At 37.2% G+C, this 24711-nt stretch carries 21 protein-coding genes; 9 read left to right on the forward strand and 12 right to left on the reverse strand.

The features are described 5' to 3' along the window. Nucleotides 1–75: 75 nt before the first annotated feature. Genes ACZ1GR_RS01970 through ACZ1GR_RS01990 form a run of 5 tightly spaced genes read right to left on the reverse strand, consistent with a single transcriptional unit; the run spans nt 76 to nt 7666 of the window. Nucleotides 76–2472, reverse strand: a complete 2397-nt coding sequence (locus tag ACZ1GR_RS01970; protein WP_472610586.1) for a penicillin acylase family protein — start codon at nt 2470–2472, stop codon at nt 76–78. Between the two features lie 59 nt (nt 2473–2531). Beyond that, on the reverse strand, nt 2532–4514 hold the full coding sequence (locus ACZ1GR_RS01975; RefSeq protein WP_472610587.1) for a protein-disulfide reductase DsbD family protein: 1983 nt from the start codon (nt 4512–4514) through the stop codon (nt 2532–2534). After that, nucleotides 4502–5809, reverse strand: a complete 1308-nt coding sequence (gene tilS, locus ACZ1GR_RS01980; protein WP_472610588.1) for a tRNA lysidine(34) synthetase TilS — start codon at nt 5807–5809, stop codon at nt 4502–4504. The genes ACZ1GR_RS01975 and tilS overlap by 13 nt, the downstream gene beginning before the upstream one ends. Nucleotides 5810–5827: 18 nt before the next feature. Continuing rightward, nucleotides 5828–7120: an anthranilate synthase component I family protein gene (locus ACZ1GR_RS01985; protein WP_472610589.1), complete on the reverse strand. Its 1293-nt coding sequence runs from the start codon at nt 7118–7120 to the stop codon at nt 5828–5830. A gap of 12 nt (nt 7121–7132) precedes the next feature. Beyond that, nucleotides 7133–7666, reverse strand: a complete 534-nt coding sequence (locus ACZ1GR_RS01990; protein WP_472610590.1) for an NADPH-dependent FMN reductase — start codon at nt 7664–7666, stop codon at nt 7133–7135. A 130-nt stretch (nt 7667–7796) separates the two neighbouring features. Between ACZ1GR_RS01990 and ACZ1GR_RS01995 the strand changes: the two genes are divergently transcribed. After that, nucleotides 7797–8981 (forward strand): acyltransferase family protein, encoded by a 1185-nt coding sequence (locus ACZ1GR_RS01995; protein WP_472610591.1) that lies wholly within the window; start codon nt 7797–7799, stop codon nt 8979–8981. 15 nt (nt 8982–8996) lie between these two features. Here ACZ1GR_RS01995 and lpdA read toward each other — a convergent pair whose 3' ends face one another. The 3 genes from lpdA to ACZ1GR_RS02010 form a co-directional block, all read right to left on the reverse strand. Continuing rightward, nucleotides 8997–10403, reverse strand: a complete 1407-nt coding sequence (gene lpdA / locus ACZ1GR_RS02000; protein WP_472610592.1) for a dihydrolipoyl dehydrogenase — start codon at nt 10401–10403, stop codon at nt 8997–8999. 84 nt (nt 10404–10487) lie between these two features. Further along, entirely contained in the window at nt 10488–10880 is a 393-nt protein-coding gene (locus ACZ1GR_RS02005; RefSeq protein ID WP_472610593.1) for a hypothetical protein, read from the reverse strand. 85 nt (nt 10881–10965) lie between these two features. Continuing rightward, entirely contained in the window at nt 10966–11424 is a 459-nt protein-coding gene (locus tag ACZ1GR_RS02010) for an Lrp/AsnC family transcriptional regulator (protein WP_472611845.1), read from the reverse strand. A gap of 153 nt (nt 11425–11577) precedes the next feature. On the opposite strand from ACZ1GR_RS02010, the gene ACZ1GR_RS02015 reads away from it, so the two are divergent. From ACZ1GR_RS02015 to ribB, 8 genes are all read left to right on the forward strand, one after another. Further along, the gene (locus ACZ1GR_RS02015) at nt 11578–12798 is read left to right on the forward strand and encodes an aminotransferase class I/II-fold pyridoxal phosphate-dependent enzyme (RefSeq protein WP_472610594.1); all 1221 of its coding nucleotides are present in this window, start codon (nt 11578–11580) and stop codon (nt 12796–12798) included. A 60-nt stretch (nt 12799–12858) separates the two neighbouring features. Then, nucleotides 12859–14343, forward strand: coding sequence for a Na+/H+ antiporter NhaC (gene nhaC, locus ACZ1GR_RS02020; RefSeq protein ID WP_472610595.1), 1485 nt, complete (start codon nt 12859–12861; stop codon nt 14341–14343). A gap of 75 nt (nt 14344–14418) precedes the next feature. Further along, nucleotides 14419–14925, forward strand: a complete 507-nt coding sequence (gene tpx / locus ACZ1GR_RS02025; RefSeq protein ID WP_472610596.1) for a thiol peroxidase — start codon at nt 14419–14421, stop codon at nt 14923–14925. After that, nucleotides 14918–15283, forward strand: a complete 366-nt coding sequence (locus ACZ1GR_RS02030) for a diacylglycerol kinase (RefSeq protein WP_472610597.1) — start codon at nt 14918–14920, stop codon at nt 15281–15283. The genes tpx and ACZ1GR_RS02030 overlap by 8 nt, the downstream gene beginning before the upstream one ends. Nucleotides 15284–15347: 64 nt before the next feature. Then, nucleotides 15348–17693 (forward strand): DNA translocase FtsK, encoded by a 2346-nt coding sequence (locus ACZ1GR_RS02035; RefSeq protein ID WP_472610598.1) that lies wholly within the window; start codon nt 15348–15350, stop codon nt 17691–17693. A 4-nt stretch (nt 17694–17697) separates the two neighbouring features. Further along, nucleotides 17698–18345, forward strand: a complete 648-nt coding sequence (gene lolA1 / locus ACZ1GR_RS02040) for an outer membrane lipoprotein periplasmic chaperone LolA1 (RefSeq protein WP_472610599.1) — start codon at nt 17698–17700, stop codon at nt 18343–18345. 149 nt (nt 18346–18494) lie between these two features. After that, entirely contained in the window at nt 18495–19916 is a 1422-nt protein-coding gene (locus ACZ1GR_RS02045) for an LptF/LptG family permease (protein ID WP_472610600.1), read from the forward strand. Next, complete coding sequence (gene ribB / locus ACZ1GR_RS02050; protein ID WP_472610601.1) at nt 19913–21055, forward strand: 3,4-dihydroxy-2-butanone-4-phosphate synthase; 1143 nt, start codon at nt 19913–19915, stop codon at nt 21053–21055. The genes ACZ1GR_RS02045 and ribB overlap by 4 nt, the downstream gene beginning before the upstream one ends. Here the strand turns inward: ribB and ACZ1GR_RS02055 are convergent. From ACZ1GR_RS02055 to ACZ1GR_RS02070, 4 genes are all read right to left on the reverse strand, one after another. Further along, nucleotides 21052–22245, reverse strand: coding sequence for a DegT/DnrJ/EryC1/StrS family aminotransferase (locus ACZ1GR_RS02055; protein WP_472610602.1), 1194 nt, complete (start codon nt 22243–22245; stop codon nt 21052–21054). The two genes, ribB and ACZ1GR_RS02055, sit on opposite strands and share 4 nt — an antisense overlap. A gap of 184 nt (nt 22246–22429) precedes the next feature. Further along, the gene (locus ACZ1GR_RS02060) at nt 22430–23185 is read right to left on the reverse strand and encodes a sulfite exporter TauE/SafE family protein (protein ID WP_472610603.1); all 756 of its coding nucleotides are present in this window, start codon (nt 23183–23185) and stop codon (nt 22430–22432) included. An 88-nt stretch (nt 23186–23273) separates the two neighbouring features. Next, the gene (locus ACZ1GR_RS02065; protein WP_472610604.1) at nt 23274–24173 is read right to left on the reverse strand and encodes a DUF5777 family beta-barrel protein; all 900 of its coding nucleotides are present in this window, start codon (nt 24171–24173) and stop codon (nt 23274–23276) included. After that, a complete protein-coding gene (locus ACZ1GR_RS02070) occupies nt 24163–24711 on the reverse strand; it encodes a YceI family protein (RefSeq protein ID WP_472610605.1) in 549 nt (182 codons plus the stop codon). Before ACZ1GR_RS02070 ends, ACZ1GR_RS02065 begins: the two co-directional genes overlap by 11 nt.

Genomic DNA, 24711 nt, shown 5'->3' on the forward strand with positions numbered 1-24711 from the left:
AATTAATTGAATTAGCAGATTGAAGTTACGAAAACATTCTTCAAAAAAATAAAACAGTGAACAAGTATATAATTCTTACTTATTTGGAACTAGGCTTAATTTAGCCGTAGAATTCTTTAAAATCTCTTCCTTATTCATCATCATTTTTCTAAACTCGCCCTTAACAAACATTTCTGCCTGATCTTTATAGTATTTGCTAAAGGGATTGCCTGACTGCCCTGTGGGTAAAATACTTATACTATTCTCTATATCCGAGAAATCTATTATGCGTCTTGTCGATGGTCCAGAGCTAACTTTATAAAAACCAGTACTATCATAGGGAAAAGCCATATTATTAATTACTTCCCTTGTTCCATGAATTGGAAATGGACCTACATTAAAATATTTGCGCAAAGCGGCTACCTGTCCTATCGGATGACCATGCTCAATGGTATGTACCCTATCCCATGTCCATTTAGAAGGGTCTGGTCCAAAATCATTTTCTAGCGATTGCCAAGCTTCTGCAAATGATTTCAGCGCAATATCGCCTCGAGTTTCCTTTCTATCTTTTGTGTTAATATTATCCCACCAAATACCTTCTTTGTTGCGTGTACCATTAGCAATATGCCGCTTTAAGATATGGGTTCCTAAAAATTGTTTAAATTTTTCTTCACCCAACTCATCTTCAAAAGTATTCTTAAGCGCATAATACAAGCTCCTATGGTATATGGTAGCACTAACACTTTCTAACGGATAATTCCCTTTCCAATTTTTAAGTGCGTCAAGTTGTATCAATTGTTCTTCTGAAAAACTTGAGACATCAACAAATTTTCCAAATTCCGTTACAATCTCCGGGTTAACTGAAGAAGTAACATCTAATATCATTTTACTTACTGCTTCTTTGTCCCAATCATCCTTTTCATCTAAAAGTGTAACTATACGTTTCGCTCTATTTTCTGGCAAGTAGTATCCTGGATAGAGCATTCCTGCAATTGAATCGGGCTGGTTGTTAGCAGAGTAGACATAGTTCCAAGGTGGATTTATCGCCTGAGGGTTTTCTGAAAAATCTAAAAAACGTAGCGGTTCTTGTTTACCTGAAGTACCATCAAGAATAAATTTTGTCGAAACGCTATCTGGCATCTGATATAACTTCGCGGTAGCCCACCAAGCTACATTACCCTTAGCGTCGCCGTACATTACATTTAGTCCTGGCGCATGGATCTTTGGTAAGGCTTTAGAAAATTCACCGATATTTTTGGCATGGCTTATTCCATAAAGCGCATCCATAACTTCATTCTCTATCTTAGTATAAACCCATGACATGGCAACAGGTCGTTCCCCATTTATTTGATTTGCAATATTATTCAATACAGGACCATGTCTTGTATTCTTATATTCGAAAACAACATCTGACTCATCTTTTACTTTTATTGTTTTTGAAACGTACTCGTATGATTTCCAGCCAGATTCGGTTTTATATTGCGTACTGTCCTCCGGATTGGTTTCTTCATAATAAAAATCAATATCATCATTTTCAAACATGGTGAGGCCATAAGCTAAATTTCTATCATGTCCTAAAAGTGGAAAGGGAATACCCGCCATATGATACCCATATTTTTCATAAGTTGGAGTGCTTAGATGTGCCTCATACCAAACCGAAGGTTGAGCAAAACCAATATGGGGGTCATTTGCTAGAATTACTTTGCCGTTTTTTGTTTTATCCGGCGCTAAAACCCAACTATTACTGCCTACAAACTGCGGAATAGGTAGTTTTTCCAATGCTTCTGTAACGCTTGCTGTTATGGTACTAGGGATGCTATCAGCTATTTTTTTATTGTAGTTTTTAATCCAAACAGAATCTTTGTTAGAGTTAGTTATCAAATCATTACTATACTCCTCGCCTAATTGATTTCGAATATCGGTCAACAAAGGGTCTGTCTTATGTGCCATAGCAAAACTAAAAGCCATATAACCCACTGCATTATAAATATCTTCTAACGAAAAAGGAGTTTTATCTATACCTGTTAGGTAAAACTCAATGGGTGTAGGCCCGTCAGTTATAAATGCATTTATACCGTCTAAATAAGCTTCGGACAATATGACCATTTCACTATTCTTATCCAAAGCGGCCACTGTCTTGTTGGTATGTTCATCAATGCCAAGGGAGAGGAAGAATTGGTCAGTAGTGACCAGGTCTTTCCCAAACACTTCTGACAACCCCCCTTTACCTACTCTGCGAAGGAGTTCCATTTGCCACAGTCGATCTTGGGCATGCACATAGCCTAATGACCTAAAGGCGTCTTCTTCGGTCTCGGCATATATATGAGGTATGCCGTACGTGTCGTAATGCACATTTACCTCAGCCGATAGCATATTTAATTCTTTTACGCCCTCATAATCAGGCTTTAAAGAATTTATAAAGAAGAGGGATGCAATACCAAATAGTACCAACAAAGTCAGTAGTACCAATAGTACTTTCTTTAATATTCTCATGGAAAAGTTAAGTTAGTTGTGCCTTAAAGTTAAGTCATATTCTTTAAAGCAACACCATATCAATGCTTAGAAAGCAGATGTCTTTCGAGGCCCCTTTTCAACCAAGCCTCGTAGGTTTCAATATCTGTGTATTGGATAGCGGAGTTTAAAACCTCTAAATCTGGTGAAAGTAGAACATAATATGGTTGTGAAGCTGCATTAAAATTAATTGTTTGAAAGGTACCCCACTTTTGCCCTACTGTTTCAATAGTTTTTATCCTGCCAGATGCATATTGAAAATCAAACCGTTGTTCCTCTGAAAGCTGTTTTCTGTCATCTACATAGAGTGAGATCAATACATAATCATCTTTTAACAGATTGTAAATTTTTGAGTCGCTCCAAACATTTTCTTCCATTTTTCGACAGTTCACACAGGCCCAGCCCGTAAAATCCAGAAGCACAGGTTTGCTATTAGTTTTGGCATGGGCCATTCCTTCTTCAAAATCCTTAAAACAGTCCAGTCCTAGAGGACAATCAGATTCGGTTTCAACTACACTATAAAAATCTGGTGGAGGAAAACCGCTCAACAATTTTAAGTTAACCACATTTGCTAAACCCAAAGCAAGATATACAGCAAAAGCAGCACTTACTATTCCTGTTAGTTTTCTACCCAATTTTAGTTTTTGCTTTGGGCCATCATGTGGAAAACGCAATATTCCAAACAGATATAGTGCAAGTAGAACAAATAAAACAATCCATATTCCTAAGAAAATCTCTCTTTTAAATATTCCCCAATTGCCCACTAAATCAGCGTTAGACAAAAACTTAAACGCCAATGCCAACTCCAAAAAACCAAGAACGACTTTAACAGTTGTCATCCATCCTCCTGATTTAGGCAATGAATTCAACCATGCGGGAAACAACGCAAATAATGCAAATGGTAATGCCAATGCTAAACCAAAACCGGTCATGCCAAAAGAAAGGTTTGTAGCAACGCTTCCTTGTGCAAGAGCTGTGCTTCCTAAAAGACCTCCTAGAATAGGCCCTGTGCACGAAAATGAAACTATGGCCAAGGTCAAGGCCATAAAAAATATTCCAAAAACACCACCAACCTTAGTAGAAGCGGCGTCCATTTTATTTGCCCAAGAACTGGGTAAGGTAAGTTCATAATAACCGAAAAACGAAAAGGCAAAAAACACAAAAATTATAAAGAAAAATAAGTTAAGCCAAATATTGGTTGCTATAGTGTTTAGTATTTGAGAATCTACAGAATCAAACAAATGAAATGGTAAGCTCAGTAGAAAATAAATCAATACAATGAATAAACCGTACAATACGGCATTTGTTATTCCTTTTGACTTGTTTTTAGACTGTTTGGTAAAATAAGAAACCGTCAAGGGTATAAGTGGAAAAACACATGGTGTCAACAGCGCTATTAATCCGCCTAAAAAGCCGAGTCCAAAAACCATCCAAACCCCAGAATCTGATGAAGAACCATTTTTGTTGTCAGAATTTAAAAGCTCCTTATTCTTTAAATCAAGTTGTAAGGCTTCGGTCATCGCTAAGCTACGTGCATCAAGCTTCTGTTCGCTGGCAATAAATGTATTTCCATCTAAAGAAATTTCAAATACCTCTTGTTGTAACAAACAAACGGTTTTGCAAATCTGATAATTAAGAGTTATCGAAATTTGCTTTAAATCGGGTTTAAGGAGTCGTATTTTTTGCTTAAAAAGCGCTTTCTCTTTAAAAAATGTTTCTTCTACATCAAATACCTCAGTATATTTTTTATAGGTCTTGCCTTCTACCGTTTTTCCAATAAGTTCATAATCAACACCAGCACCTATAAAATCAAACTCACTTGGCATTGAACCTCCTTCGGCAGTATAAAGCGAGTAGATATACCATTCTTTATAAATATCTGCAGAAAATATGAGTTCATATTCCGTGTCTGATATTTTCTTTACCTCATGGTTCCAAATCGCAGGAGTATCATCCGATTGTGCAAACGCTAAACCAGAAATAAACAGTACTATAAAAACACTTAATCTTTTTAACTGTGCCATGTAATTTTCACTATTCGTTTTGTTTTGGGCGTGACTTTGAATCTTTCATCGGCTCTTCTGCCAATCACCCAAACGATGTTTTCATTAGAACTTAATAGCCATTGCTCATTCTTGGCTAAGAGATTTACTTTTTCGTCTTTAAAGTACTTCGACAACTTCTTTTTGCCCTTCATACCTAAAGGATAAAAATAGTCGCCATTTTTCCACTTCCTTAACAATAACGGTAATTTTAACTTTTCCATATCGGCATACAGAATATTCTTGCCCGTTTCGGAAAGACTTGAAACTTCTTCGATTTCTAGTTTTAACGGAATCTCAGTTGAATTCGTGAAAGACGGAATCAAGTAACTTTTCAGGTCTTCATTTCTAATTGGAGTCAAAAAAAGATGCTTTCTATCTTTTAGTAATCGAAAGTCTTCCGATATGATTTCTTTTCCGCTACTAGCTTGCAAAAGATGCTGTACATCTTTCCATGTGGTAAATCCAAATTCATTGAACAATAAATGCAAGTATGCCCTTAATGGCCTTAATTTATTCAATTTTTCGATGGAGATTTTGATTTTATCATCCTCCTTTAAAAACAAATCCTTTTGCAATTTTACCTTGACATCATCTAGAATTGAAGACGAATCTAGAAGCTTATCTTGGGTACTTAAAAAATTGTTTAAAAAATTAGTATTTGTTTCTTTTAACTCTGGCACAATCTTATGCCTGATTTGATTTCTTAAATATTTGGTGCTCGCATTACTGCTATCTTCCCTCCATTTAATCTCATTTGAAGATGCATATTTCACTATTTCAGATTGCGAAAAGGGCAGCAAAGGCCGAATTATTTTTTCATTTTGATGGGGAATACCGGTTAGACCACCTATGCCTGTTCCGCGAGATAAGTTTATTAAAAAAGTCTCCAAGGCGTCATCAGCGTGATGGGCCGTTATTACATACTCATAGCCCTCAGTTTTCAATAGGTCTTGGAACCATTCATAACGCAGGTTTCTTGCCACCATTTGAACGGAGCCACCTCTTTGTTGCATTTCGTATTCGGTATCAAAGCTTTTTGAATAGAAAGGAACCATAAGCTGAACGGCCAGCTTCTCTACAAAGTCCATATCTTGATTACTTTCATCACCCCTTAAATTAAAGTTGCAATGCGCCAATCCAAAATCGAAATTCAATTCACGTAATAAGTAAGATAACACTACACTATCCAATCCACCGCTGCACGCCAAAAGAAATTTGGTTTCTTTTAAAAAGGGAAAAGTAAGCTCGATATGTGATTTAAAGTTTGCTAACACAATTCAAAATTAAGCATATCAATTGCTTTCAAGCACCTTTCGCATGGCCTTAGCCTTAAGTAAGCATTCTTGATACTCTTTTTCGGGTTCTGATTTTGCCGTAATGGCACTTCCAACGGAGTAAGAAACGTAACGCTTGGCACTGTTATAAAGAATACTTCTGATAACAACATTAAAGTCAAAGTCACCATCAGGAGAAAAATACCCAACTGCGCCGCTATATAGTCCTCTTTTGGTTTCTTCTAACCTTTCAATAATTTCTAAGGCGGCAATTTTAGGAGCTCCGGTCATACTCCCCATAGGAAACGTAGTCTTTATGAGCTCTACTGGGTTTACATGCTCATCTACAACAGCTGTAATCGTCGAAATCATTTGATGAACCTGTTTAAAAGAATACACTTTGCACAGCTCGGCCACTTCAACTGTCCCTTTTTTAGCCAATATTGACAAATCATTTCTGACCAAATCTGTAATCATAATATTCTCTGAACGCTCTTTGGGGTCTTTTTCCAAATTTATCTTTAGCATATTATCTTTCATGCTATCATCGCAACGCGCAGCGGTACCTTTTATAGGTTGAGATATTACTTTGCTGCCTATTTTCTTTATATATCGCTCAGGTGATGCAGATAGCAGGTAGTTGTTATTAAACCTCAAAAAACTCGCAAAGGGCGGGGCAGAAATGTCATTTAACCTTAAAAAAGTAGCTGTTGGTTCAATTGCTGTATTCTCTGCATAAAACTCTTGACAAAAATTAGCTTCATAGACATCGCCACGTTGAATATGTTTCAAGAACATATTGGCTTTTCTGTGATAAGCATCTTTATGGATGCGCATTCTAATTTTAATATTGGTTTCTCCATCATCTTCCTTTTCTGGAATGAAATTGAGAATCGTATTAAAATCCCTTTCTATCTCGTCTGAAATACTTTTTACATAAAGAAATTGAACAGTATTATCCTTTAAGAGGATAAGCTTTTTAGGTTGAAAAAAATAAAGTTCGGGAAAAGATAGTCCATCATAATTATTTGATTCTAAGATCTCTAACTCATTTTTTAAATCATAAGACAGGTAGCCGAACAACCAATCTTTCTTCTCTACTTGCGCAAGCTTGAGTTTGTTAAACGAATTTGAATTAGAACTTAATACATAGTTTGCATCAACAGCTAATAATGCATCAAAAGAACCGTAGGCATCTTTGTGTGAATTGCTGTCAAGAAAAATAACTTCTTCGTATGTTTTAGACCAAAAAAGAAGGTTTTTCTTGAATTTTGCAATTTCTTTAACCGAAAAAGTATGCGTCTTACGCAAATGGAGATCGTTTTAAAGTGAGGCTAAAAAGTTTTGTACTGCCGAGGTGTGCATTGTAGCTAATTCTGAATCCAATATTCCTTTATCTTCATCAAAATTCTCAGAAAAACTAGGTAACGAATAAGTTACTATAATTTCTGCTCCAAATCTTGGTAACATTTGATTGATAACTTCCAAAGCGTATTTTGCTCCGCCTTTACCGGGAGAAGTCGCCATAAGTAGCACCTTAGTGCCGTTCAAAAAATTTCTATCTACACGAGATAACCAATCTAACACGTTCTTAAAAAAGGCCGAGGGATTACTATTATGCTCATTTACTGAAAGTATCACACCATCTGCTTTTTCAATATCTCCCTTAAGCTCTACTAGTGAATTCGAATATCCATGTTTTTTCTCATAATCTGAACTATACATGGGAAAAGGTAGCTTTGCCATGTTCACTTTCTGAATTTGGTGCTCTTCGATTAATGAAATAGTATATTTTACAAGCTTATAGTTGATGGATGTTGAAGAATTGCTGCCAGCAAATGCTAAAATCTTAGCCATAAATACGAATCTTTTGTTATTCAGCTAAAATACCGCAAAAACAGTTCTTTTGGTCTTATTTTGGTTAATTTTGCAACGCAAAACATCCGAAAGAGCTGTTTTGCAAGTATATAGGATGTCAATCGTAAAGATGAGAGCAAACTCAAATAGACTTTTTTTTATCGATGCCATGAGAGCTTGGGCCATTTTAATGATGCTCCAAGGCCATTTTATTGATGGACTTTTAGATACCTTGTTTAGAGATCCTAATAATCTATTCTATACAACATGGCGCTATTTTAGAGGCATTACTGCACCCGTTTTCTTTACGGTATCCGGATTCATCTTCACCTATCTCTTGATTAGAGCCAAAGGTGATGGTTTGCAGAACCCAAGAATTAAAAAGGGTTTAAAAAGAGGCCTACAGCTCATATGCATCGGTTATTTACTAAGATTAAATCTTTTTGGGCTCTTCGTTGGGGAGGTTTACGATGCATTTTATTTAGTAGACGTATTGCATTGTATTGGGCTATCGCTAATAGCGATTATTGGCATCTACCTCTTGTCATCCAAGAAAAACGCTTATTTATTTCCCGCTATTTTGTTTGGCATCACCTTGATATTGTTCTTGTTCGAACCCTTTTACAAACAATGGACATTCGCTTTCTTACCAAATGCAATCGCTAATTATTTTACTAAGTCAAATGGTTCCGTATTTACCATAATACCTTGGCTAGGTTATACGACATTGGGTGGGTTTATATCTATTTTATTTTTAAAGTTCAAAGAAGTAAAGCGTTTTTACCCAAAAGCTATTTCAATAGCCGCTGTTTTAGGTCTGCTTTTGATTTTTACTTCTTCAGATGGATTTGTTTTTCTTTTTGAGCAAACAGGAATCGAGCTATTCAAACTTATTGAACTAAATAACTATCTATTTATTCGTCTGGGAGATGTATTCATAGTATTCGCTATTTTCATGATTTTTAGAGGGATGATGACGAATGAAACCATACTAAAAGTTGGTGCGAATACCCTGAGCATTTATGTAATACATTTTGTTATTCTATACGGAAGCTTTACGGGCCTTGGATTGTATCGCTTCTTGCATCACTCCCTAAATCCTTTTACAGTAGTGTTTGGAGCAGTTGCCTTTATGCTTGCCTGTACATTTCTTGCTCTAAAATATGCAAAACATGAAACAGAAATAAAGTATCAATTAGGTTTTATGACCAATACGCTCAAAAGAGAGACGTCTTCTCTTTTAACAGCAGCTTATTCCAGTTCGAAAAATTTATTATTCAAACTACGTAGTCTTCTTTCAAGAACTAGAGGTTAATCGTAATCAATAAAACTACACGTGTAAAGCGCGATTATCGGTTGCCGCCAGAGCTGCTTCTTTTACCGCTTCTGCGTAGGTAGGGTGTGCATGGCTCATACGAGCTATATCCTCGGCAGAAGCCCTAAACTCCATTGCGGTAACCGCTTCCGTTATTAAATCTGCACAACGTGCCCCGATCATGTGAACACCTAGAACCTCGTCTGTAGAGGCGTCTGCCAATATTTTTACAAAACCATCAATATCCATGCTGGCTCTAGCCCTACCTAAGGCGCGCATAGGAAACTGACCAGATTTATAAGCGACTCCTGCTTCTTTCAGTTCCTCTTCAGTTTTACCAACCGCAGCAACTTCTGGCCAAGTGTATACCACGCCAGGTATAAGATTATAATTGATATGTGGTTTTTGACCTGCCAAAACCTCAGCGACCAAGGTTCCTTCCTCCTCTGCCTTATGGGCAAGCATTGCACCGCGCACTACATCACCAATTGCATATATATTAGGTACGTTGGTCTGAAGATGCTCGTTTACCGCTATTCTTCCTCTTTCGTCTAAATTGACTCCAGCAGCCTCTGCATTCAATCCATCGGTATATGGACGTCTCCCGACCGAAACCAAACAGTAATCAGCCTTAAATTCAACCTCTTGGCCCTTTTTATCATCAGCTTTGATGATAACTTCATCTCCTTTACGTTCAACAGATTTCACCTTATGCGAAAGATTGAATTTCACCTTTTGCTTTTTCATCACTTTCATAAGTTCTTTTGAAAGTGCGGCATCCATTCCTGGTATTATTCTGTCCATATACTCAACAACGGTAACATCTGCGCCAAGTCGCTTATAAACTTGACCAAGCTCTAAACCGATAACCCCTCCACCAATAACCACCATATGTTTAGGAATCTCTTTTAACGATAAAGCTTCTGTGGATGTAATAATTCGCTCCTTGTCAATTTTAATAAAAGGCAATGTCGAAGGTTTAGAACCAGTTGCAATAATGGTGTTTTTAGCTTCTATAGTTTCCTTCTTGCCATCTGACTTTGCTATCTCAATATGAGTAGCGTCTTTAAAACTACCTAATCCTTGAAAAACATCAATCTTGTTTTTGCTCATTAAAAACTCAATTCCCTTAGTAGTTTGGTCAACAACCGCCTGCTTACGACCAATCATTTTCTCAAGGTTGATTTTTACCTCTCCGGGAATTTCAATACCATGCTCTTCAAAATGTTTTACCGCATCTTCATAATGGTGCGATGAATCCAGCAAGGCCTTTGAAGGAATACAACCCACGTTAAGGCAGGTACCGCCAAGGGTTGCATATTTTTCTATAATTGCAGTTTTCATACCCAATTGGGCACATCTAATTGCTGCTACATAACCTCCAGGTCCAGAACCGATAACGGCCACATCATACTGACTCATATTTTTATGGTATAAAAATGAATTTCAAATTTGATTAACATAAACGGACCACAAAAATACGAATGTTTTTTCGTTAAGAAGTGATTACGAAACAGGGGCCAAAGGAAACTTTAAAGCACTATAATTTCCTAACCATAATCCCAGAATCAATGACGAATTTACGCCTAGCTCAAAAAGGAAAGCACCCGTTAGGTAAGAGCAATTTACCATTATCGACATTTTTGCCAGAACCCCTAAAGATAAAAGAATATGGGGCAAATGTGTTTTTCGAACTACGATAAGCGAGGTTATAAACCCTGCCGTAACAGCAGCAGTAAACATGGTAAAGCTGCCAAATACTAGCTCTAGACCTGTTGAAGAACACAAACTAAGGTTCTTGAATAAAATATCTTTGGTAATTGTTGTAAACAATAAAAGTGAAAAACCACCAAAAACGGTAGCCAATGCGCACAACAAGCGCTTGTTTTTTGAAGACATGAGATGATTTGTTTTTTGATTGATTCTCAAATTAAAAACTTCAACTCATGATTTCACTAGCTTTAACAGCAATTTAGGTTAAATATTAGATGAATATTGCAGTAGACTTCTTAACCGGATTGATTACAAAAGAACTCTGCGTACTACCAATTTGGTCAATCACCGTTAATTTGTTTATCATAAACTCGCGATACGCAACCATATCTGAAACATGTATTGTAAGTATATAATCATAATCACCACTTACATGGTTACATTCTGAAACTTCCTCTAACTCTTGTACTTGACGCTCAAACCTAAGAATGTTGTCTTTCGTGTGTTGTGATAACTTTACATGACACAATACCGTAAAACTTCTATTTATTTTTTTAGTGTCGACAAGCGCCACATATTTAGTGATAACAGCTTCACGTTCTAGTTTTTTTATGCGCTCGTAAACCGCTGTCGTAGACAAGTTTAAAGCTAGAGCATATTGTTTGGTGGTCTTTTTGCTATCCTCTTGCAATAAGGTCAATAGCTTTTTATCTATACTATCTAAATCCATTCCGAATTCTTTTCTTTTTTCAACTATCAAAAATACTATTTTTAGATTTAAATTCTATATTAATTATATTTGACTGATTTATTTTCTATATAATAACATTATTATTGATTTATTTTCTAATAATAAATATTTTAGTGGTTTAAATTTAGAATTATGAATCACAAGGGAGCAGAAAAAATTCAGGACTTGCAGTATTTTGGCGAATTTGGAGGAGTTAATCCATCAATATCGGACTCGTCTACTTATACTTTTTTATCGGCAAAAACAATGTTCGATACTTTTGAAGGCAATACAGAAGGCTGTTACTTATATAGTCGTCACTCCTCCCCTTCCAATCTATACCTAGGCGAGGCATTGGCCGCACTTGAAGGAACCGAATCCGCCAATGTTTATGCCAGTGGTATGGGAGCGATAAGCGCCGTGATTATGCAACTTTGTGATGCTGGCGACCATATTGTAAGCAGCAGAACCATCTATGGTGGAACATATGCTTTCATGAAGAACTTTTTAAAGAAGTTCGACCTTAGCACTTCTTTTGTTGACATTACCGACTTAGAAATTGTAGAAAACAGTATTACGCCAAAAACCAAAATGATTTATTGCGAAGCGGTCAGTAATCCGCTTTTAGAAGTAGCCAATATCGCAGCACTTTCTAGGCTGGCCAAGAAGAACAATATCCCCTTGGTGGTCGATAACACCTTTTCTCCGCTTAGTATTTCTGCGGCACAACTCGGAGCTGATGTAGTCATTCATAGTTTGACCAAATTTATTAATGGAACAAGTGATTGTGTAGCTGGGGCGGTATGTGCATCTACAGAATTCTGCCTTCAACTAAAAGACGTCAACGATGGTGCAGGTATGTTATTTGGTAGTACTCTTGATAGTTTAAGAGCGGCATCAATATTAAAAAATATGCGCACCTTACATATTCGTATGAAAAAACATAGCCAGAATACTATGTTTTTGGCAAAACAATTTGAAAGCGAAGGTTTACGTGTTGTATATCCCGGTTTGCCTTCCCACTCGGGGCATACTATTTTCACGAACCAGATGAATAGTGAATATGGCTATGGGGGGCTAATGACCATAGATGTTGGAAGTTTGGATATGGCAAACGCACTCATGGAACTAATGCAAAGGGAAAACTTAGGCTACCTCGCCGTGAGTCTTGGTTTTTATAAAACGCTATTTAGTGCCCCGGGCAGTTCTACTTCATCAGAAATACCTCAAGAAGAACAAGAAGAAATGGGTCTAACGGACGGATTAATACGTTTTTCCATAGGATTGGATAACGATATTCAAGCTACTTATATGGCTATGAAAAATTGTATGGTAAAATTGGGTATCCTAAAAGAAGAAGCGCTATTGGCATAAAAATGGTTTGCAGGTAAGACACTAAAATTGTAATATTACCTGATTACCAAACCAAAAAGAATGACTGAAAAGCAGAAGAAAGCCAAGTATCGCGAAGATGAAAAAATCATAGAAAATAAGGAACTGAATATTTGGGAAGCCTTGCTACCAGTATTTATTCTTGTAGCAATGTTGGCCTATAATGTTTATGTTTTTGGTGATGATGCGCTGAGCGGTTCCAATCAATTCATTCTTCTATTAGGCGGTGCCGTTGCTGCTATTATTGGATTTTTCAATAAAGTCTCCTACAAACAAATGCTGGCTGAAGTCGCAGAAAATGTAAAATCCACCACAGGGGCATTGCTTATTCTTTTAATGGTCGGGGCCCTTTCCGGTACATGGCTTGTAAGCGGTATTATACCTGCGATGATTTATTATGGGCTGCAAATTTTGAATCCTACTATTTTTCTGGCAGCATGTGTTATTATTTGTGCAATTATATCGGTCGCGACCGGTAGCTCATGGACCACGGCTGCTACAGTCGGTATCGCCTTGATCGGTATAGGTGAAGCATTGGGCATCTCTCTTGGTATGACAGCGGGAGCCGTGCTCTCAGGCGCCTATTTTGGCGATAAATTATCTCCACTCAGTGACACGACCAACCTAGCTCCTGCTATGGCAGGTGGAGAGTTATTCTCACATATTAAATACATGGCTTGGACAACTGTGCCAACAATTACGGTAACCCTAATAGTTTTTATTATTCTTGGGTTTACTATTGATACTTCAGGTGTTGCAGATACAGACGCCATTTTAGGCACCATAGATGCAACATTCAATACAAATGGATGGTTATTTATCGTGCCTTTGGCTGTAATCTTTATGATTGTGAAGAAAGCCCCTCCCCTTTTGGCGCTGCTTATAGGAACTTTACTGGGTGGTGTTTTTGCCCTTATTTTTCAACCTGAAATTATAACAACAATTGGCGGTGGAGATTCTTTAAATTTTGAGTCCAGTTATAAAGGAATTCTAAACGCAATAACAGTTGACACGGCTATAGCGACCACCGACCCAGCACTTAATGACTTATTCTCTTCCGGAGGAATGGCCGGAATGTTAGGTACCATATGGTTAATCGTATGTGCCATGGTTTTTGGTGGTATCATGGATGGAATTGGCGCTTTAGAACGCATAACAAAATCTTTATTGGCCATGGCCAAAACAACATTTGGCCTTTTCGCAAGTACTGTTGGTAGCTGTCTAGCGCTAAATGTAACTGCATCTGACCAATATTTAGCAATCGTTGTTCCTGGAAAAATGTTTTCGAAAGCATATGCTGAAAGAGGTTTGGCCCCTGAAAACTTGAGCAGGACCCTTGAAGATTCCGGAACGGTGACTTCAGTACTTGTGCCATGGAATACCTGCGGGGCTTATCATAGCGGCGTGTTGGGTGTTGGTGTGGGCGAATATTTTCTTTATGCTATCTTCAATTGGCTGAGTCCATTTATGACCTTACTTTTTGCCGCGTTCAAAATCAAAATAAAGCAGTTACAAAGTACAAACTAATAATTTAGCCTATTGCCTTTGTTGCTTATGGTAAAGTAGTTTCTTAACTTCGAACCTTAATTTAAAAACAATTTAATGGCATCAATTTCATTAGGAGGTACACCGGTTAAAACCATTGGTGAACTCCCATCAAAAAATACATCTGCTCCAGACTTCTCACTTACAAAAGTTGACCTTTCAGAGGCAACCTTAAACGATTACAAAGGCAAAAAAGTAGTCATGAATATTTTTCCAAGCGTTGATACTGGTACTTGTGCCAAATCCGTACGTCAATTCAACGAAGAAGCCGCAGAACTAGAAAATACCAGTGTTTTATGTATTTCTAGAGACCTTCCGTTTGCTCAGCAACGTTTTTGTGGTGCTGAAGGTATTGAGAATGTTGAGATGCTCTCTGATTTTAGAACTGGAGCTTTCGGAAAAGAATATGGCCTAGAGTTCGGTGACGGTGCTTTTAGCGGGTTACATTCCAGATGCATCGTAGTTTTAGACGCAAACGGCACAATAGTACATACAGAACAGGTTCAAGAGACTGCCGATGAACCAAATTACAAAGCTGCACTTGAAGCATTGATGGATGCCTAAGGAATCATTCTTTGTAAATAGAATCAAAAGTGTAGGATTTGCTTTAAAAGGCATGTTTCTTCTTTTACGAACCGAAGCAAGCATTAAAGTACAATTTGTTATCGCTCTAATTACAGCCGCGGCGGGCTTCTATTTCGAAATTTCTATAATAGAATGGATTTTGCAATGCCTTGCTATTGGTTTAGTTATGGGTATAGAAGGTATGAATACCGCTGTAGAAAAACTTTCTGATTTTGTACAACCTGAGCATGATGAAAAAATTGGTTTTATAAAAGATGTGTCCGCAGGTGCCGTGATGATTGTGTCCATACTAGCTTCTGTAATTGGTCTTTTAATATATATTCCTAAAATCTTCTAGGGAAACAACTATTTCAATGCTTGGCATCGTAAATTTGTAAATTAGCCCTCATTAACTCCATTTAATGGCCAAAAAACGAAGAAAATCTAAAGCTGCCGTAACTCAAAAGAAATCCTCTTTTAAGCTTTCAAAAAAAAACAAAGTTATTCTTGGTTGTTTTTTGATCGTGCTTAGTATTGCCCTTTTCTTTTCTTTTATATCATATTATTTTACATGGCAAGCCGATCAAAGTTTACTGACGGAGTTTAAGGACAGAAATGCAGAAGCAGCTAACTTGCTAAATAAGTTTGGAGCGGCCATTAGCCATTTTTTCATGTATCAAGGTTTTGGCCTTGCCTCTTTTGTTTTCCCTATTTTACTTGCCATCACAGGCTTGTATTTGTTTTTGGGCTTAGAATCTAAAAACTTGGTAAGCAAGTGGATTTGGGGACTTTTAGGTGTTATTTGGGTTTCTATAGCCTTAGGTTTTTTTGCAATCAGTCAACCTCTTTTAGGGGGATTGATCGGGTATGAAATGAATGATTTTCTACAGGATTATATTGGAAAGATCGGTGTTCTTTTAGTTCTCATTTTCACCTTGATCACCATTTTGGTCCGTCTCTTTAATTTTTCACCGGAAGCTATTGGAAATTACTTCAGAGCCAAAAGAGCTGAAATTAAAAAGGATGTATCTTCTGAAGTATTTGAAGAAAAACCTATTGAGTTGAAGCTAGAGGAAGAACCTGAAATTAAAATCGATACATATACCCATAAAAAAGACATTCCACCTTTACGAAATGAGGCAGGCCTTGATGTTAATTTACCTGAGGAAGAGCCAAAAATAGACTTAGAAGTTAGCAAGATTGCCGAAGAAAAAGAAGAAAAAGACATAAAGGCGGATCAACTGGTTAAAGATTTTGGGGAATTCGATCCTAAACTTGAATTGGGCAAATACAAATTTCCTACCCTAGATTTATTAGACCAACATGGTGTTACTGGCGGAATCACTATTAATCAAGAAGAGCTTGAAGAGAATAAGAACAAGATTGTAAATACACTAAAGAACTACAAGATCGGTATTGCTCAGATTAAAGCTACCATAGGTCCTACCGTAACACTCTACGAAATTGTTCCAGAAGCTGGAATACGTATTTCAAAAATAAAAAACCTTGAAGATGATATTGCGCTTTCATTAGCTGCATTGGGCATTCGTATTATAGCTCCAATCCCAGGAAAAGGTACTATTGGTATTGAGGTGCCTAATAAAAATTCTACTATAGTTTCGATGCGTTCCGTGATTGCTTCAAAGAAATTTCAGAACGCCGAAATGCAACTTCCTATCGCTTTCGGTAAAACCATAAGCAATGAGACTTTTGTGGTTGATTTGGCTAAAATGCCCCACCTTCTCATGGCAGGTGCCACTGGACAAGGAAAATCGGTTGGTTTGAATGCGGTCATCACCTCTTTGCTATACAAAAAACATCCTGCAGAAATTAAGTTTGTACTCGTCGATCCTAAAAAGGTAGAACTTACGCTTTTTAATAAAATCGAGAGGCACTTTTTAGCGAAACTACCTGATTCTGAGGAAGCTATAATCACAGACAACACAAAGGTCATCAATACATTAAACTCGCTTTGTATTGAAATGGATAACAGGTACGAATTGCTTAAACTGGCCATGGTGCGGAATATAAAAGAATATAATACCAAGTTTAAGGCAAGAAAGTTAAATCCTAATGACGGGCATAAATTCTTGCCCTATATTGTATTGGTGGTTGACGAATTTGCCGATCTGATCATGACTGCGGGGAAAGAAGTTGAAGCTCCTATTGCTCGATTAGCGCAACTTGCTCGAGCCATCGGTATCCATCTCATCATCGCGACACAACGTCCTTCAGTAAATGTTATCACAGGTATTATTAAAGCCAATTTCCCGGCCAGGATTGCCTTTAGGGTTACTTCTAAGATAGATTCTCGAACCATTTTAGACGCCCAAGGTGCAGACCAATTGATTGGGCGAGGTGATATGCTGTACACCCAAGGTAATGATGTGACCCGTATACAATGTGCTTTTGTGGACACCCCGGAGGTTGAAAAAATAACAGAATATATTGGTTCGCAAAGAGCATATCCAAGTGCTTATGAACTGCCTGAATATGTTGGTGAAGACTCTGGCACGAGTATTGATTATGATATTTCGGATAGAGATAAATTGTTTAGAGAAGCGGCAGAAGTTGTGGTAATTGCGCAACAAGGCTCAGCATCTTTAATCCAAAGAAAACTTAAATTAGGTTATAATAGAGCCGGAAGAATTATAGATCAATTAGAAGCAGCAGGTATTGTCGGCCCATTTGAAGGGAGCAAAGCACGCCAAGTATTGGTGACCGACATGCTAGCATTAGATCAATTATTACAAAATGAGACAAACTAATATCATGATTAAAAGAACACTAACACTACTTTCAATAGTCACTTTAACTTTTTCCTCTTTTGGGCAAAACTCAGAAAAGGCAAAAAATTTATTAGATGAGGTATATACTAATGTTACTTCATATGACAACATTTATATTGATTTTAACTATTCGCTAGAAAATACGGAAGCGAACATTAAACAAGAAACAAAGGGTAATGTAACTTTAATGGGTGATAAATACTTGGCAGACCTCTTTGGCGCTAAACAGCTGTTCGATGGCAGCAAAGTATATACCGTGGTACCAGAGAACGAAGAGGTGACAATAGAAAGCCCTAGTGAAGAAGAAAATACGGTCACCCCTTCTAAAATGCTTACTTTTTATAAAACGGGACACAATTACCAGTGGGATATCCTACAAAATGTAAAAGGAAGAAAAATTCAATTTATTAAACTGATTCCTATTGACACCAATACTGAAATCAAATCTATTTTATTAGGTATTGATGCAGGAACAAAACACATTTATAAACTTATAGAAACCGGAAAGAACGGCACCAAAACAACGATTACCGTTAATTCTTTCAAAACCAATCAGCCCTTGTCAAAAAGCTTGTTTACTTTTGATGAGGCCAAGTATGAGAGTGAAGGTTATTATATTATAAGAAACTAGGTTGTCTTTCAGCTTCAGGTGTTTTATAAAACTTCAACAGGCCTATAATTTAGGTTTAACCAACAGATGAGACGAGTGTGTTGCCAATAATCGATCGATATATTTTATCGAGATTCCTTTATAATTTTTTCAGTTCGTTTGTGATACTGATGGTCATCTTCATATTTCAAACCGTATGGTTGTTTATTGATGACCTTGCCGGGAAAGATTTGGATATTTGGATAATAGGTAAGTTTCTTTTCTATTTAATGCCCAACCTCACCGAAAAAGTGCTACCATTAACCGTACTACTCTCTTCGATACTAACCTTCGGAAGTTTCGCCGAAAACTATGAGTTCGCTGCCATGAAAGCTTCGGGCATATCGTTGCAAAAAGCAATGCGAAGCCTCATAGTATTTATGGTTTTACTTGGTGGCTTCACGTTTTTCTTTGCAAATACCGTAATTCCAGCTTCAGAACAGAAGATATTCAATATGCGCCGTAATATCGCTAAGGTTAAGCCTGCAGCCGTTATTGTAGAAGGTGTTTTTAGTGATATTGAAGGCACGGATATGAATATCAAAGTAGAAAAGAAGTCGGGTGATAACGATCAATTTTTGGAAAATGTAGTCATACACCAAAAGTCCAAAACCAAAATCAACACTACAGTAATCAAGGCCAAAACGGGAGAGTTGATCAGTAGTGAAGAATCAGATGTAATTCAATTGGTTTTAAACGATGGACATTACTACCAAGAGGTTGAAAGTAAAAATGCGAAGGACAAGAGAAAGCATCCTTTTAACAGGTCAGAGTTTGAAGTCTACATTAAGAATATTGATATTTCAGCCTTAAGCAATAAAAATCTTGAAGAAGAGTCCGATATCACTACGGACAAGATGAAGAATATTTCACGCTTAAGTAAAGACATTGATTCGCTGAAAATTAATAACCTAAAACAGGTGAATGCCTTTTCAAAAAGTATTTCTTCGAGAATTGGAGCCTTCCCGGTAAAACAAAAAGACTCTACAGCAGAAAAAGCACTTGTAGATTATACCAAGACCGCAGGTAACAAAACTAAAAAGTTAGATTCCATAGAAAGTACTGATGACCTAATCGCCGCAATACCTGAATGGCAACGTTCACAACTGTTCAGTAATGCCAAAAATACAGTTACGAACATCCTTAATACCATAAAAGGTAAAAAGCTTGAGCTAAATAAGCGTTATGAGGTCTATAACCGCCATATTTTATCATTACACAAAAAGTTTGCCTTGGCCTTTTCATGTATTATTCTCTTTTTTGTTGGTGCTCCGCTTGGGGCTATCATTCGAAAAGGTGGATTAGGTCTACCTATGGTTATTGCTATAATTTTATTTTTAACGTACTACTTTATCGGTGTTTTTGCCGATAACTATGCGAAAAAGGGAGAAATGCATCCTGCTCTGGGGGCGTGGCTTTCAACTCTTATTATGCTACCCTTAAGTATCTTTTTGACCAAAAGAGCTACCGCCGATAGGGGATTAATGAGCATTGGTGGTATTTTAGATATATTTAAAGGGATATTCAAAAGGAAACAAGAAAAAGAGACATGACCGAGACCGTAACTCATACAATTCAATTGAACACCATTGAAGAAGCTATTACTGATATTCAACAGGGCAAAGTAATCATCGTAGTAGATGATGAAAACCGAGAGAACGAAGGCGATTTTATTGCTGCCGCCGAAAAGGTAAGCCCAGAAATGATAAATTTTATGGCCAAGCATGGTCGCGGACTTATTTGTGCCCCCCTAACGGAAGACCGGTGCGAAGAGTTGGGTCTTGAAATGATGGTTCAGAATAATACCGTTTTACACCAAACGCAGTTTACAGTGTCCGTAGATTTAATTGGTCATGGTTGTACCACCGGTATTTCGGTACATGACCGGTCAAAGACCATAATGGCATTGACCAATGAGGATACAAAACCCCATGATTTGGGAAGGCCAGGCCATATTTTCCCTTTAAGGGCTAAAAACGGTGGTGTTCTTAGACGAACCGGACATACAGAGGCAGCGATAGATTTGGCAAGGCTTGCCGGACTCAAACCTGCAGGAATACTTGTTGAAATACTCAATGAGGATGGCACCATGGCCAGATTACCACAGCTTGTTAAAGTTGCCGAAAAATTTGATTTGAAGATTATTTCCATTGAAGATTTGGTAGCCTATAGAATGGAACATGACAGCCTTATAGAAAAAAAAGAAGATTTTAAGATAACCACACGGTTTGGCGATTTTAGGTTAAGGGCATACAAACAAACCACGAATAATCAAATACATATAGCTCTTACCAAGGGAACATGGAAATCTGAAGAACCCGTTCTGACCCGAATCAATGCAACTTTGGTCAACAATGACATCCTAGGAACGCTAACGAACAATCCTGATAAGAAATTAGAAGACATGTTCAGCGCTATAAATGCCGAAGAAAAAGGGGCTTTTGTTTTTATTAATCAAGAATCGCAATCGCTAAATATTCTAAATAGGTTATCCGAGCTCAAAGAGCTTCAGAAACAGGGTGTTCTTAAAGCTCCTAAAATTGATATGGATTCCAAGGATTTTGGTATCGGAGCACAAATTCTACATGATTTGAACATCAGTAAAATGAGGTTGATGACCAATAGCCAACAAGAAAAACGTGTTGGTATTGTTGGCTATGGCTTGGAGATAGTGGAATACGTGAAATATTAAAGTAGTTCTTGCAAAATAGAAGCCATTTTCTGTGCTCTTTTTTCTGCTTCTTCTTCCGTCCAACTTAATTTTATCAAGCAAGAAATAGTTCTACCAACCCAATGGTCAGAACGTGAAAAATCAGTTTTTGAGTAATCAGGCAGGCCTTGTCTAACTTCAAGAGGAAGCTTACCTAAAGATTCTAAATTGGTTAGATGTTGCCATTTGCGATAATAATGCCAATTATTATCAAACCAATAAAAACAGGCATCGATTCCATTTTCATCTAAAATTTTATGCGCTTTTCGAGTGATTTCTTGCGTGGGAAGAAAAAAGTTCAAAAAAGAATAATTCTCCACTCCCCCTTCTGGAACCCTCCTAAATGTTACCTGCGGAACTTTTGTCAGGGCTTTTCGAAGAATGGTATAATGTTTCTTTTGAATTTCAATAAACTCGTCCAGTCTAGTTATTTGGGCGCACCCAACAGCCGCATTCAATTCTGAAATCCGAAAATTGTACCCTAAAAATGGATGCTGCTCCGCTCCCCTATCATTACCAATATGGTCATGACCGTGATCTGAATATTTATGGGCATTCTCATAATATGTTTTGTTATTGGTAATCATAGCACCACCTTCACCGCAAGTAATGGTCTTTACATAATCAAAAGAAAAACAACCCAAATCCCCAATACTGCCCAAAGGCTTACCATTATAACTACCGCCTATTGCCTGGCAGGCATCTTCTAAGAGCAGTAACTTATGTTTTTGACAAATAGCTTGTAATGCGCCTAAGTCTGCCATAGAACCGCACATATGTACGGGCATTACCACTTTAGTTTTGTCAGTGATTGCTTGTTCTACGGCCCAAGGGTCTAAAGTGAGCGTATCATCCACATCAACCAATACCGGAATAGCTCCAATCGCCAAAATAGACTCAAAACTAGCTACAAAAGTAAACGTAGGCATAATAACCTCATCTCCTGCTCCAATGCCAGCACTTGCCAAGGCGACCGTTAGGGCTGCGGTACCACTACTCAATAAATGAACATGGCCTACACTCATGCGTTTGGCAAGAGCAACCTCTAATTCTTTGGCTTTCCATTGTCCGTCTCGCATACCATCAAAGCCATACCGCATCAATACTCCGGTATCAAGTACTTTTTCTACTTCTGCTTTCTCTTTATCTCCAAATAGTTCAAATCCGGGCATGATTAATAGTTTATGGTTTATGGTTTATAGTTTATGGTTTATAGTTTATGGTTTATGGTTTATGGTTTATGGTTTATGGTTTATGGTTTATGGTTTATGGTTTATGGTTTATGGAAACTAAAAAAATTTATTTGTGTGTGGCATAAAACTTCTTTCAACTGACTACTAACTACTAACTACTAATTTAGGTAAAGAACCACAGCTTAATGGCCATGATTGTAACCATAATTACTAAAAAAGTTTTAATAAAACCATCTCCTTTTTTTACAGAAAAGCGGCTCGCGACCCATGCACCACTTCCGTTTCCAATTGCCAATATAAAGCCCACAAACCAAATAACTTTATCATTTAAAACGAAAACAACCAACGCGGACAGCATATAGGTAAATACAACTACTACTTTTGTGGCATTGGCGCGAACAAGCGTCATTCTATTCACAAAATTTAAAAATAAGAGCATTAAAAAACCTAAACCAGCATTAATAAAGCCACCATAAATACCAAAAAAGAAAAAAACTACAATACCTAACCATAAATGCTTGCCGGTTAGTCTTTCTTCTAAATCGGTAGTTTTAATTTTCGGTTTAAAAATAATGATTAACACAACGGAAAGCATTACGATAGCCAGTATTCTGTTAAAAGCTTCACCATCTACGTCTACGGCTATTCTAGCGCCAATAATTGCGCCAAAAAGCGCCGATATGCCCAGATAAATATTGAACGGAAATGTACTGACCCCTTTACTCTTAAAACCCGCTGTAGCCATAGCGGTTTGGACTACTATCGCTACACGATTGGTACCATTAGCGACAGCTGGTGGCAAGCCAAGAAAGATAAGCACTGGTAGCGAAAGTAAAGAACCACCGCCCGCAACAGTATTAATAAAGCCAACTGCAAAACCTACAACAATTAAAAGCAGGTAATGGTACCATTCTTCCATATACCAAAAATACCACAGTAAATTGTATTTAGACACCCATTAAGACCGTTAAGAACATTTATAGACAGTAAGCTACATCATTAGTTAGCTATTTATCTTTAAGTCTATTCTTAAAATGAATGACGTAAGTGGCGTTAAAACCAAAATTTAAGTTGGGATTACGAAAATTAAAATTATTCCTAGTATTTAAAATGAAAGCATCTTCAACTATAGATTGTGCGTTTGTAAGCATAAACTGTAACATAATATCACCCAGTTCCCAATTAACACCAATAGCAAAAGGATTAAAGGTTTCGATTGATTCTACAGGATTTAAGGTATGGTAATACTCAGAGACAAGACTAAAGTGACTTCCAAGCCTATAACGAGCGCCAAAACCAATTGAAAAGAAATTATTTGGATCATTTTCAAATACCGATTCCCCTCTATGTATATAAGTAGGAGAAATTTGGAAAGAAAAATCTTTTGATACTTTTTTTGAAAGTAAAATTTGCGAAGTGAAGGCAGTTCTATCTGAAAAGCTTCTTCCTAAATCTGAGCTAGTAAATGCACTGCTATTATATCTGAAATTTTGGAATACCGTAAGTGAAAAAGGACGCCCCTTACCATTCTTATCGCTTTGTATGACACGATATTTTAAATGCGTGTCAAATAGGCCGTCAAAAGTAGTTGCGCCCATACCAAAGGTCAATCTATCAGAAATTCCATATTCCAAAGCCAATCTCGAACTCATTCGGTCAGCAATAAAACTTTGCGATCTATCAGATGGTAAGTTCCAAAAACGATTGAACGCCGAAACTTCAAGAATTCCCTTTCCCCTAACTTCGGTCGAATGACCAATCGCTATTCTTGTAAGCTTAAAAGTCGGTGGAACGAAACTAGAACCGTTTTGCTGCTCTTCTTCTAGAATACCCAACAAATCTTGTGCACATAAACTTTGAGCAGTTGTAAATGCTATTGCAAATACAAGAATAATTCTAATCGTCATAAGGCCTGTATTCAAATCTAAAATTTATCGTAATGCTTTTGGCAATATTACCTGCCAATAAAGGTGGAATATTGATATCATAATCTTTGACATCGGTACTGAACTCACCAGATATCACACATCCACTGACATTGTTTTCTATTCTGGTCTTTATTTCTAGTTCTTTGGGCACCCCATGCATGGTAAAAATTCCTTTGATAATCCTAGTCTGTTCGCCTTTAATAGCACTATCGAAACCAATTATCTCACCCTCAAAAGTAGCCTTGGGATAAATATCCGATTCTATATAACTTTCGTTAAAATGTTCTCTCATCAAGGCTTTCTCAAAAATAAAGGCATTCATGAGCATGCTCACGGCGACTTTACCCTTTTCTAAATCTACAATACTAAAAACCTGATTATTTTCAGCTTTAATATCCTCAACAGAGGTATGCGAAAAAAAAGACACCTTGCCCTGCCTTGCAATGATTTTTTCACCATTGTCAATACTTAAAGTGCTGGCCATAGTAAATAAAAGTATCAGTACTACTCTCATCAT

The organism is Croceitalea sp. W27 (assembly GCF_055693185.1).

Coding starts and splice junctions, on each gene's coding strand:
- ACZ1GR_RS01970 (WP_472610586.1), bottom strand. CDS start 2,472: ATGAGAATATTAAAGAAAGTACTATTGGTACTACTGACTTTGTTGGTA.
- ACZ1GR_RS01975 (WP_472610587.1), bottom strand. CDS start 4,514: ATGGCACAGTTAAAAAGATTAAGTGTTTTTATAGTACTGTTTATTTCT.
- ACZ1GR_RS01990 (WP_472610590.1), bottom strand. CDS start 7,666: ATGGCTAAGATTTTAGCATTTGCTGGCAGCAATTCTTCAACATCCATC.
- ACZ1GR_RS01995 (WP_472610591.1), top strand. CDS start 7,797: ATGAGAGCAAACTCAAATAGACTTTTTTTTATCGATGCCATGAGAGCT.
- lpdA (WP_472610592.1), bottom strand. CDS start 10,403: ATGAGTCAGTATGATGTGGCCGTTATCGGTTCTGGACCTGGAGGTTAT.
- ACZ1GR_RS02005 (WP_472610593.1), bottom strand. CDS start 10,880: ATGTCTTCAAAAAACAAGCGCTTGTTGTGCGCATTGGCTACCGTTTTT.
- ACZ1GR_RS02010 (WP_472611845.1), bottom strand. CDS start 11,424: ATGGATTTAGATAGTATAGATAAAAAGCTATTGACCTTATTGCAAGAG.
- ACZ1GR_RS02015 (WP_472610594.1), top strand. CDS start 11,578: ATGAATCACAAGGGAGCAGAAAAAATTCAGGACTTGCAGTATTTTGGC.
- nhaC (WP_472610595.1), top strand. CDS start 12,859: ATGACTGAAAAGCAGAAGAAAGCCAAGTATCGCGAAGATGAAAAAATC.
- tpx (WP_472610596.1), top strand. CDS start 14,419: ATGGCATCAATTTCATTAGGAGGTACACCGGTTAAAACCATTGGTGAA.
- ACZ1GR_RS02030 (WP_472610597.1), top strand. CDS start 14,918: ATGCCTAAGGAATCATTCTTTGTAAATAGAATCAAAAGTGTAGGATTT.
- ACZ1GR_RS02035 (WP_472610598.1), top strand. CDS start 15,348: ATGGCCAAAAAACGAAGAAAATCTAAAGCTGCCGTAACTCAAAAGAAA.
- lolA1 (WP_472610599.1), top strand. CDS start 17,698: ATGATTAAAAGAACACTAACACTACTTTCAATAGTCACTTTAACTTTT.
- ACZ1GR_RS02045 (WP_472610600.1), top strand. CDS start 18,495: ATGGTCATCTTCATATTTCAAACCGTATGGTTGTTTATTGATGACCTT.
- ribB (WP_472610601.1), top strand. CDS start 19,913: ATGACCGAGACCGTAACTCATACAATTCAATTGAACACCATTGAAGAA.
- ACZ1GR_RS02055 (WP_472610602.1), bottom strand. CDS start 22,245: ATGCCCGGATTTGAACTATTTGGAGATAAAGAGAAAGCAGAAGTAGAA.
- ACZ1GR_RS02060 (WP_472610603.1), bottom strand. CDS start 23,185: ATGGAAGAATGGTACCATTACCTGCTTTTAATTGTTGTAGGTTTTGCA.
- ACZ1GR_RS02065 (WP_472610604.1), bottom strand. CDS start 24,173: ATGACGATTAGAATTATTCTTGTATTTGCAATAGCATTTACAACTGCT.
- ACZ1GR_RS02070 (WP_472610605.1), bottom strand. CDS start 24,711: ATGATGAGAGTAGTACTGATACTTTTATTTACTATGGCCAGCACTTTA.